The organism is Amycolatopsis orientalis (assembly GCF_000943515.2).
Classification (GTDB): domain Bacteria; phylum Actinomycetota; class Actinomycetes; order Mycobacteriales; family Pseudonocardiaceae; genus Amycolatopsis; species Amycolatopsis orientalis.
This window is the reverse complement of the sequence record NZ_CP016174.1, coordinates 2,060,610-2,073,007: the sequence shown is the minus strand read 5'-3', so window position 1 is coordinate 2,073,007 and position 12,398 is coordinate 2,060,610. Positions and strand designations below refer to the sequence as shown.

Sequence of the window (12,398 nt, the reverse complement as noted above, 5' to 3'; positions counted from 1 at the left end):
GGTAATACGGCCCGCCCTTGTCTTCGGTCGTATGCCTGGTGATACCCACTCGCGTCTGTGTCCGCCCAGGGACGTTGTGGGTCACGTACGTGAATTTCAGCGCGCTTGCGTCCAGTCCCTTGGCTTGAGCCTTCGCCACCACCGACTCTTCGAGCAAGACGTGTTCGCGCGTGGGATCACCCACCAAAGTATCGCGGTTCGTTGTCCATACGTGTAAACGGACATCTTCTAATTGATACTTACCTTCACGCCTGCCCCACTCCCCGAAAAGCTCGTCAAAGAATTTTTCCGAACCTTCCTCATCATTTTCGACGATCGAGCCCGATTCGTCATCCCACTCTCTTTCCCAGCGGGCGCGTTCAGTATCGACACTATACTCAGCGACCCGGCCGAAGAGCTCGGCCGGCAACCGGTCGGGCTTTTCCGTTCCGGGTTCGCGGTGATCGTTCGGTTCGCGCTGAAATTCGACGATGCTGGTGAAAAGACCGTGGAGAGCGGGCTTCTCCTCCTCCTTCTTCGTCAGCACGAAATGCCCCTGGACGTACGCCTCGACTTGTTCTTCTGTGTAGTTCTGTGGCAGGGCCGCTTTCGCCGCCTCGTAAACCATGGACGTCACCGCAGACACCCGCTTAGCGACCGCCTTGGACGTTGTCACCAGCGACAATTCGAAGCGCACCGGCCGGCCAGAGCCCTTATTCACCTTATTTACCAGCTCGACGAACCCGTCCACCTGCAAGAAAAAACGGCGAACATCGACTGCATACAACCCGCCGCTGTACCAAATTTCAGCGAAGGGGAAGTTCAGTTCACGCGTCAACCGGTAGTACAGCTCCGTCTCCCTCGGCGACTCATAGACTTTGGCCACTACTTTTTTCTTGCCATCTTTGGTTTTGTGCGATGGACGGTCGAAGGTGAGCTTCTTCCTGTCGACATCTTTGCGGGCGACCTGGGCGGCGTCGCGGAGATTCTCCTCCAGCTTTTCCAAGGCTTCTGTGCCGCTCTTAGACGGCGCGGTAAAGCCGTAGAAGTGCAGACGCGCATCCGGAAGCTCCCGCTTCGGCTGGCTCTCGTCCGCGGCCTTGACCAGCTCGGCGTAACGCTCCTTGAACGCAATCCAGTTCGCATCCTTGTCATACCCTGGGACCAACGGCCACGGGACGGTCACGCTGCGCTCTTCGGCGGGCGCCTTCCCCTTGCCCTGCCGCAGGGCTCCACCCTCCGGCAAACTCTGATACTCGGCCCCGCCACCCGATCCCGGCGCCCGCGCGCCGGCCGAAGAACCAACGTCCACAGTGGACGAGGTGTTCGGGCCCAATTGGACTGTCTGCGACTTCCCCGGAACCCCAGTGATAGCGGGTGTCACATATGTCCCGAGCGTCACCTGCCCACCATGGTGTCTGTCTATCCAGCCTCCGCCGTTCTGCACCCGCCGGATCTGCGGACGACCTTCGGCATCATGCCCAGCCTCCCCGACCCACACCTCCAGCGTGCCCCCGGCAACCTCGATCACCACCTGGTAAAGCGGATAAGACACCTGAATGTTGTATTCGTTGTCCAACGCCTCGGCCAGCCGCGCCAGCTCTTCCTGACGATTCTGACCGCAGACGAACAACCGCACCGCATCAGCCTCGTTCCACCTCCCTGCCTTAAGCGCCTTCTTCACCACCTCGATGCTAGGCACATTGTGATCGGTCGCCACGACGGCGAACACACCCGGCTCATGCCCCAGCCACCGCGCAACCCCAGCCACATCCGACTCCGCATCACCCAGCACCACACCGGCCCGGGACCCCCACACACCCTTCTCGAGCTCCACCAACACACCACCCTCCAACACCTTCTCGAGGATGGCCTCGAAGCCCTCGTAACTCACCGGCTCAACATCCACCGGCAACCTGTTGTCCTGCTGCTGCTCCTCAGGCGGCGACAAAGGCTGGCGATCCGTCTCCGCTGGGCCGGCGGGGGCCTCGCCATCACTGGTGGCCGGCGGAGCGCCTAGCGCTTTCGCGATCTTTTTGACGAACCGTCCGACGCCTTTCACGGGAAATTCGTTGGCCAAATAGCCGGCGGCAACACTCTCCACCACTGCCACATCGCTGTCGGCGAAACGATGCCGCGACACGATATTTGCGGCCGTTTCCTGATGACGCGCGAAATCCTCCGTGGACCACGTCCCGTAGTGCTGCTGAGCCTGAGACAACCCACCACCGCCCCGCAGCCACTCCAACGCGGCACGAGGCACCTTCGGGAAGACCTTGTCGTCCAGTTCGGTGTCTCGCCAGGACAACTCCGGTTCCGGCTCGGTGATCGTCTCGCCCAGCACATTATGGTCCGGGTCGTCGACTGTCAGCGAGATCCCCGGTGTCTCGGTCGGCGCGCCATCACTAACATCAACAAAGTGTTTGTCGTAGAATTCCCGCACTTGACCCAGCGTGGGCCACTCTGGATCCCACGCCCGCGGCATCCGATCCCGCATCGCCACCCACAGCGCCTCACACAACTGAAACCACACCGCGTCAACCCGCACATCCCCTTCGTCCTCATGTGCCGGGTGAATCACCATGGTCACCTGAACAGGCCTGTGCCCGGCGCTGCGTGCCACGCGCAGGACGAGTCCCTCCATCAACCATTGCAGCCACCGCTGCGAAGCCTGCGAGAACAACAAACTGCCGTCCGGCAGGAACGGGATGAACATCTCCCGCGCCGCCCGGTACGACCGCACAGAACGGCCCGGCGACTTTCGCACCACCACCTCGACCCTGGGCGACTCACCCTCCGCCGCCACCAAAGGCACCCAATCGAAACCGAACCACACCGAGTCCGCATCCACCTCCCAAACCCGCAAACCATCCCGCAAACGCCCATCCAGCTCCCCGCGCAACCCCTTGCCGAACTCCGCCAGCCGATCAGCCGAATCAACAAACCGAATCTTGATCTCCAACGGCTCCCACGACACCGCCTTCAGCGCCACAGCATTCGCCGCGACCTGCTCCACCAGCCCCCTCAGCAACACCTCAGCCGCCCCGGACCACACCGGCCGACCGGACACCGGCAACCCAGCACGCCACGAAAACACCACCTCGGACACCACATCCACCAGAATCATGGCCGGCTGCCCCGCACGGGCGTACGAGATGGGACGGACGTAGTCAGCCATGATCCGATTGACAAGGTCGACGTTCCCGGGCAGCCGAGCCTCGAGCGCGGCGCGGACGATGGCCTTCACGCTGTCCAGACGCTCGTTGGCGCCCGAATCGGACGGGGCGACCACCGCGATGACGAGGACATCACCATCGCCATGCCCGCCTACATGCCGGTCGGCAAAGCCCGTTACCAGCCAGGTGATCCTTTCCCGCGCCGCTTCCGGCACAAGGGATCTCCCCGGAACGGGCGGCTCGGTCAAGGACCTGGCTGCCCGGTAATACGCCCCGCCCTTATCCTCGGTCCAATGTCTGCTGATACCCACTCGCGTCTGCGTCCCCGGACGGAGGGTGTGGGTCACGTACGTGAACTTCAGCGCGCTTGTGTTTAGGTTCAAGGCTTTCGCCTTCGCCACCACCTGCCTTTCGAGCAAGACGTGTTCGAGCGTGGGATCACCCGTCAAAGTAGTTTTTTCCGTTGTCCATACGTGCAAACGGATATCTTCTAATTGATACTTGCCTTTGCGCCTGCCCCACTCCCCGAAAAGCTCGTCAAAGAATTTTTTCGAAGCCTTTTCATCATTTTCGACGATCGAGCCCGATTTGTCATTCCACGTTCTTTCCCAGCGGGCGCGTTCAGTATCGGCATGGTACTTCTCGACCCGGCCGACGAGACCAGTCGGAAACCGGCCAGGCTTTTCCGTTCCGGGTTCGCGGTGATCGTTCGGTTCGCGCTGAACCTCGACGATGCTGGTGAAAAGACCGTGGAGAGCAGCCCTCGAATCCGTCTTCGTCGCCAGCACGAAATGCCGCTGGACGTACGCATCGACCTCAGCTTTTGTGTAGCTCTCCGGCAGGGCCGCTTTCGCTGCCTCGTAAACCATGGACGTCACCACAGACACCCGCTTACCGAGCGTCTCGGACGTCGTCACCAGCGACAATTCGAAGCGCAGCCGCCGACCAGAGTCCTTATTCGCCCTTTTTTCTTGCAGCTCGACGAACCCGTCCACCTGCAAGAAAAAACGGCGAACATCGACTGCATGCAGCCCACTGTAGCTCCGAGCGTCAGCGAGGGAGAGGTCCAGTTTACACGCCTCCCGGTAGTGCTCTTCCGTCTCGTTCGTCGACTTATAGACCCTGACCACTACTTTTTTCTTGCCATCTTTGGCTTTGTGCGGTGTACGGTCGAAGGTGAGCTTCTTCCTGTCGACATCTTTGCGGGCGGCCTGGGCGGCGTCGCGGAGATTCTCCTCCAGCGTTGCCAAGTTGTCTTTGTCGCTCCTGGATAGCGCCCCACCGGGGTAGTAGCTGTGCAGGCGCGTATCCGGAAGCTCCCGCTTCGGCTTGCTCTCGTCCGCGGCCTCGACCAGTTCGGCGTAAGACTTCTTGAAATCGACCCACGCAGGATCCGTGTCATACCCTGGGGTCAACGGCAACGCAACGATCACACTGTCCACTTCTTCGCCGAGCGCGGCCACCTTGCCCTGCCGCAGGACTCCACCCGCCGGCAAACTCCGATACGCGGCCCTGCCACCCGATCCCGGCGCCCGCGCGCCGGCCGAAGAACCAACGTCCACAGTGGACGAGCCTGGGGTATTCGGGCCCAATTCGACTTTCTGCGGCTTCCCCGGAACCCCAGTGGTAGCGGGTGTCACGTATGTCCCGCGCGTCACCTGCCCACCGTGGCGCCAGTCTATCCAGCCTTCGCCGTTCTGCTTCCACTCTGTCCGCGGAGAGCCGTCGACATACTCAATCCGCCCGACCCGCACCTTCAGCGTGCCCCCGGCAACCTCGATCATCACCTGGTAAAGCGGATAGGACACCGGAATGTTGTATTCCTTGAATTCCTTGTATTCCTCGTCCAACGCCTCGGCCAGCTTCGCCAGGTCCTCCTGACGATTCTGACCGCAGACGAACAACCGCACCGCGTCAGCCTTGTTCCACCCCCCTGCCTTAAGCGCCTTCTTCACCACCTCGAAGCCAGGAACATTGTGATCGGTCGCCACGACGGCGAACACACCCGGCTCATGCCCCAGCCACCGCGCAACCCCAGCCACATCCGACTCCGCATCACCCAGCACCACACCGGCCCGGGACCCCCACACACCCTTCTCGAGCTCCACCAACACACCACCCTCCAACACCTTCTCGGGGACGGCCTCGAAGCCCTCGTAACTCACCGGCTCAACATCCACCGGCAACCTGTTGGCCTGCTGCGAACCCTCAGGCTGCGGCAAAGGCCGGCGATCCGTCTCCGCCGGGCCGCCGCGGGCCTCGCCATCACTGATGGCAAGCGGAGCACCTAGCGCTTTCGCAATTTTTTTGACGAACCGTCCGACGGCCTTCACGGGAAATTCGTTGGCCAAATAGCCGGCGACAACACTCTCCACCACATCGCTGTGGTCGAAACGATACCGCGACACGATATTTGTGGCCGTTTCCTGATGACGCGCGAAATCCTCCGTGGACCACGTCCCGTAGTGCTGCTGAGCCTGAGACAACCCACCACCGCCCCGCAGCCACTCCAACGCGGCACGAGGCACCTTCGGGAAGACCTTGGCGTCCAGTTCGGTTTCTCGCCAGGTCAACGTCGGTTCCTGCTCGGGGATCGTTTCGCCCAGCTCATTATGGTCCGGGTCGTCGACTGTCAGCTTGAGCACCGGCTCCACCGCCGGCGCGCCATAACTAACGACAAGGTGCGTATCCATGAATGTCCACACCTGCTCCTTCGTGGGCCACGAAGGACCCCACATTTCCCGCGACACCGGATCCTGTGCCATCGCCGCCTGCAACGCCTCGAATACCTGGTTCGACGCCATGTCACCCCGCGCGGACCCCTCTCCCGGGGCCCTCTCCTCATCCGGCCCCGGGTGAAGCACCAGGAACAGGCGAACATTCCCGGGCTCGGCGTTGCCTGCCACGCGCAGGACGAGTCCCTCCATCAACCATCGCAGCTGCCTCCGTGAAGCCTGTGAGAACTCCAGGCTGTCCGGCAGGAACGGGATGGTCGTCTCCCGCTCCGCCCGGTACGACCGCACAGAACGGCCCGGCGACTTTCGCACCACCACCTCGACCCTGGGCGACTCACCCTCCGCCGCCACCAAAGGCACCCAATCGAAACCGAACCACACCGCGTCCGCCTCCACCCCCCAAACCCGCAGACCATCCCGCAAACGCCCATCCAACTCCCCGCGCAACCTCTTGCCGAACTCCGCCAGCCGTGCAGCCGAATCAACAAACCGCACCTTGATCTCCAACGGCTCCCACGACACCGCCTTCAGCACCACAGCATTCGCCGCGACCTGCTCCACCAGCCCCCTCAGCAACACCTCAGCCGCCCCAGACCACACCGGCCGACCGGACACCGGCAACCCAGCACGCCACGAAAACACCACCTCGGACACCACATCCACCAGAATCATGCTCGTATGCCCCCTACGGATGTAGGGGGTGAGACGGACGTAGTCAGTCATGATCCGATTGACAAGGTCGGCGTTCCTGCGACCGGGCAGCCGAGCCACGAGCGCGGCGCGGACGATGGCCTTCACTCTGTTCAGACGCTCGTTGGCGCCCGAATCGGACGGGGCGACCACCGCGATGACGAGGACATCACCATCGCCCTGCCCGCCTACATGCAGGCCGGCAAAGCCCTTTACCAGCCAGGTGATCCTTTCCCGCGCCGCTTCCGGCACGAGGGAACCCTCCGGAACGGTCGGCTCGGTCAAGGACCTGGCTGCCCGGTAATACGCCTCGCCCTTGTCCTTGGTCCGATGCCTGCTGATACCCACTCGCGTCTGCATCCCCGGACGGAGGGCGTGGGTCACGTACGTGAACTTCAGCGCGCTTGCGTCCATGTTCAAGGCTTCCGCCTTCGCCACCACCTGCCTTTCGAGCAAGAGGTGTTCGCGCGTGGGATCACCCGTCAAAGGACGAGCTTTCGTTGTCCATACGTGCAAACGGATATCTTCTAATTGATACTTGCCTTTGCGCCTGCCCCACTCGACGAAAAGCTCGTCGAAGAATTTTTTCGAAGCCTTTTCATCTTTTGCATTGTTTTCGACGATCGAGCCCGATTCGTCATTCCACTCTCTTTCCCAACGGACACGTTCGGTATCGGCACCGCACTCCTCGACCCGGCCGACGAGACCAGTCGGCAACGAGCCGGGCTTTTCCGTTCCAGGTTCGCGGCGATCGTTCGGTTCGCGCTGAAACTCGACGATACTGGTGAAAAGACCATGAAAAACATACCTCGACTCCACCTTCTTCGCCAGCACGAAATGCCGCTGGACGTACTCCTCGACATCAGCGTTTGTGTACCTCTCCGGCAGGGCCGCTTTCGCTGCCTCGTAAACCATGGCCGTCACCGCAGACTTCCGCTTACCGAGCGTATTGGACGCTGTCACCAGCGACAATTGGAAGCGCAGCGGCCGACCAGAGTCCTTATTCGCCTTATCTACCAGCTCGACGAACCCGTCCACCTGCAAGAAAAGACGGCGAGCATCGGCTGCATCCGGCCCACCGTTGTACCGAGCGTCAGCGAGGGAGAGGTCCAGTTCAAGCGCCTCCCGGTAGTGCTCTTCCGTCTCATTCGGCGACTTATAGACCCTGACCACTACCTTTTTCTTGCCATCTTTGGCTTTGTGCCATGTACGGTCGAAGGTGAGCTTCTTCCTGTCGACATCTTTGCGGGCGGCCTGGGCGGCGTCGCGGAGATTCTCCTCCAGCGTTGCCAAGTTGTCTTTGTCGCTCTCGGATAGCGCCTTACCGCTGTAGTAGCTGTGCAGGCGCGTATCCGGAAGCTCCCGCTTCGGCTCGCTCTCGTCCGCGGCCTCGACCAGCTCGGCGTAAGACTTCTTGAAATCGACCCACGCAGGATCCGTGTCATACCCTGGGGTCAACGGCAACGCAACGATCACACTGTCCACTTCTTCGCCGAGCGCGGCCACCCTGCCCTGCCGCAGGACTCCACCCGCCGGCAAACTCCGATACGCGGCCCCGCCACCCGATCCCGACGCCGGCGCGCCGGCCGAAGAACCAACGTCCACAGTGGACGAGCCTGGGGTATTCGGGCCCAATTGGACCGACTGCGGCTCCACCGGAACCCCAGTGGTAGCGGGTGTCACGTATTTCCCGGACTCCCTCCGCCGCCCACCGTCGCGCCATTCTATCCAGCCTCCGCCGTTCTGCACCCGCCGGATCTGCGGATGCCATTCGGCGTCATACCCGGCCTCCCCGACCCAAACCTCCAGCGTGCCCCCGGCAACCTCGATCATCACCTGGTAAAGCGGATAGAACACCTGAATTTTGTATTCCTCGTATTCCTCGTCCAACGCCTCGGCCAGCTTCGCCAGCTCCTCCTGACGATCCTGACCGCAAACGAACAACCGCACCGCATCAACCCCGTTCCACCCCCCTAAATCAAGCGCCTTCTTCACCGTCGCGATGCTAGGCACAAGATGATCGGTCGCCACGACGGCGAACGCACCCGGCTCACGCTCCAGCCACTGCGCAACCTCAGCCACATCAGAATCCGCCTTACCCAGCACAACACCGGCACGGGACCCCCACACACCCTCATCGAGCTCCACCAACTCACCAGCCGCAACATCAGGGCCCATCACGTCCTCAGCCGCAACATCAGGGCCCATCACGTCCTCGAGTTTGGCCATGAGTTCCTCGTGACTCACCTCAGGCTCAACATCCACCGGCAACCTGTCGGCCTGCTGCGGCCCCTCAGGCCGAGCGTCCATCACATCCCCGAGGGTGGCCATAAGGTCCTCGAAACTCTCCACGGGCTCATCCACCAGCAACCTGTTGTCCTGCTGCGGCCCCTCAGACTGACCGTCCATCACATACGCGAGGAGGTCCTCGAAACTCGCCTCAGGCTCAACCCCCGGCTGCACGACGTGCACCGTGCTCGTTTCCCCGGCCAGAGCCATCGGATCATCGGCACTCACGTCATCGACCGGTGCTCTCTCCTCCCCCTGTGAAACAGGCGGCTGTCTGACCTGCGCACCGCCGGGCTGAACGCCGGCCGATCCGGATGCCGGAATCCCGCTCGCCGGCGGAGCCGCAGGCAGAAGGGCCCGCAAAGCCATCGCCCTCTGCGCCTCGGCTGAACCCGGCGCGTGCAGAATGGACGCGTCGACGGACGGTTTCTCGATAGTCATGTCGACGACGTCCAGGAATCTGTTCGTGTTACGTTGCATGGAAGGTTCGACCTTCACCCCACCAAGGAACGTGTCGATATCGCGTTTTTCACCTGCGACCTGCTCCCACGCAGCCAAGACCGACTCCGCGGCAGCCTTGACCAAACCCCTCAAGTGGGTCTCACGCTCCCCCGCAAGATCCCGCAAACCGCGAGAGTCCTGAACCAGAAGAAACGCAACAGGGCTCATGGAAGGCTTTCTGGCGAGAAGGGCACGCACAGCCTCACCCTGAGCGGCCAGATAAACCTGCTCCAGGTACGCCGCAGGCAAGGCCGCCTCCCTTCTAGCAAAGGCAACAACCAGGACCGTCGAATTACGACAATCATAGATTGTCAACTCATGATCGGCATGCTGCACCAGCTCGAAATATTTCGGCTTGCCCTTGTCGGCTTTCAGTATGGAGTGAATTTCCAAATCTATCTTCACCGGAAGATTCGACACGAAGGAGAAGGCATCATCGCCGGCCACCGCCGACGACGCGATCTTTCTGTCGAGCATCTTCCGCAACTCCTCCCCTTTCGCTTTCAGGCTCGACTTATCTGACTTGGTGGCCAGATGGGCTTCACGGACATAGAGGCGCAGTCGCAGATCAGGATCCATTATCTGTTGCTCTCGGCGCCTCTCGAACTCCCTGCCCAGATCGTCCAGGCCGCCCACTTTCTCTGAATGACCAGACGTCAGGACCTCTGTCCACTTAACAGTCGGCGGCTCATAGACGAGTTCCGTTTTACTTCCCGCCACTTGCTGCGGTTTCCCGAGGGCCTCTGCCAGCCTGAGCTCCAATTCTCGCGCCCCGGCATCCTCGCGCAATTTCCACAGAGTAGGAATTCTGTCAGCCTCAACCAATCCGCCGGACAACCAGGCAATTTCACCAGAAAAGTAGGAGTTCTTCCGATTGTAGAATTTCGCCGCCCAAATGTGCGCCCAAATAAGGGCAATCCCGTCCGAGACTTTCTTCCCGGTCAGGTACTCTTTCAAGTTCTGCGATTTGTTGTTATCCTCGTCAGGCATCCACGAAAGTACCTCTTGGGGAATCAACGTATAGTTCAAAGCGTAGAACCCGTCTAGCACCGCCGCGATTGCCTCGACGAACTGTTCGACGGCCGTCACGGGAAATTCGTTGGCCAAATAGCCGGCGGCAACATTCGTCACCACCTCTACAATGCTCTCGGCGAAACGATGCCGCGACACGATCCCTGCGGCCGTTTCCTGATGAGGCGCAAGTTCCGCCGCGGGCCTCTTTCCGTGCCGCCGCTGCGACAAGCCCCCGCCGTCCAGCAGCCACTCCAACGCGGCACGAGGATCATCAGGGACCTTCGGGAAGACCTTGTCATTCAGCTCGGCGTCTCGCCAAGTCAGCACCGGTTCCTGCTTGGTGATCGTCTTGTCCAGCTCATGAAGCGGTTCGTCGGCTGTCAGCGAGATCGCCGGTATGTCGGTCGGCGCACCACGACTAGCCTTGAAGTGCTTGTCGTGGAATGCCAGCACTTGAGCCGGCGTGGGCCACTCTGGATCCGGCGTGGGCCACTGATTCCGCATCGCCGCCCGCAGTACCTCATACACCTGTTTCCACACCGCGGCAACCCGCGCGTCCACGTCGTCACCATGTCCCGGGTGAATCACCAGGTTCAGAAGAACAGGCCTGTGCTCGTCGTTGCCTGCTACGCGCAGGACGAGTCTCTCCATCAACCATCGCAGCAACCGCTGCGAAGCCTGCGAGAAAAACACACTGTCCGGCAGGAACGGGATGGTCACACTCTTCTCCGACCGATACGACCGCACAGAACGGCCCGGCGACGTTCGCACCACCACCTCGACCCTGGGCGACTCACCCTCCGCCGCCACCACAGGCACCCAATCGAAACCGAACCGCCGCACCGCGTCCGCGTCCACCCCCCAAGGCTGCAAACCATCCCGCAAACGCCGACCCAGCCTCTCGCGCAACCCCGGACCGAACTCCCTCAGACGCGCAGCCGAATCAACAAACCGCAACCCGATAACCAGTGGCTCCCGCGACGACGCCTTCTCCAGCAACGCAGCATTCGCCCCGACCTGGTCCACCAGCCCCCCCAGCAACACATCATCCGCCTCAGACCACTCCGGCTGATCGGACACCGGCAGCAACTCAGCACGCCACGATTGCTGCCCCAGATCGGCCTCCGACCCGGCTTCCCGCGCGGAACTGGAGGGTCCGCCTGTCTCCGGTTCCTTGCCGGGTCGTGTGCCGCCGGGGGCGGTTGTGGTTGGTTGTGGGGTGGGGTTTGTGCTCAGGTTCAGGCGTTCGACGATCGCTTTCGCGAGTGGCCGTACGGTCTCTGTCGGGTTGTCGAGGCTGCTGGTGAGGATGTGCAAGGCCGAGGCGACCAGATCGACCGCGTAGTCGTGGTAGTCGAGGCGAACGTGGGCCCCAGGCGCTGTCGCCCGATCGGGCAGCGGGTCCTCGAGGAACCCGCCCACCAGGGCACGAGCCCGCTGGAAAACACTGTCACCGCGGTCCACCCCCGCCAGGACAGCGCGCGCCACCCGAAGCTCGGCACCCAACCGCCGCTCCCAGTCCGCACCCTTCACACCCTCCACGATGTTCTCCACCCAGGCCCGGCCCCACCCGTCAGGAACCGAATCCGCCCCCACCTCCGCCAGCACCCTGTCCCGCAACGTCCGCGGCCCCGTCCCATCCACCGCCGGCCGCCACCCGGCAACCTCCACCGGAACAACACCAGCAACGACCTGCTCACCACGCTCACCGGCACGCTCAGCCGGAACCGCACCGGAAACGTCCCGGTCCTTCCGGAGCAAGGTCCGCGACGTCCCGAGCTTCACCGACAGGTCCCGAGCCAGCTCGCGCGCGCGCTCCTTGGGCAACCCTTCGGCCAGATAACGAGCGACGATCACCTTGACCGCATTGTTCAGCCGGACAGCGTCCTTCTGCTCAGGCTTCGGCTTCTCGATCCACACCGGCACCCGATGATAAAGCGACACGATCCCCACGGCATCCGCCATGAAATCCTCAGCCGACCGCCCCTTACCCCGATCAGACAACCCACCCCCG

Annotated in this window: 1 protein-coding gene (only partly in view); it reads right to left on the bottom strand. The window is 62.1% G+C overall.

The features are described from left to right. Positions 1-12,349, bottom strand: the 5' end (the start) of a protein-coding gene (locus SD37_RS09645; protein WP_145926567.1) for a hypothetical protein. Its footprint begins 15,485 nt before the window's first position; the window shows 12,349 of its 27,834 coding nt (coding positions 1-12,349); it begins with the start codon at positions 12,347-12,349; its stop codon lies beyond the left edge, outside the window. Positions 12,350-12,398 lie beyond the last annotated feature (49 nt).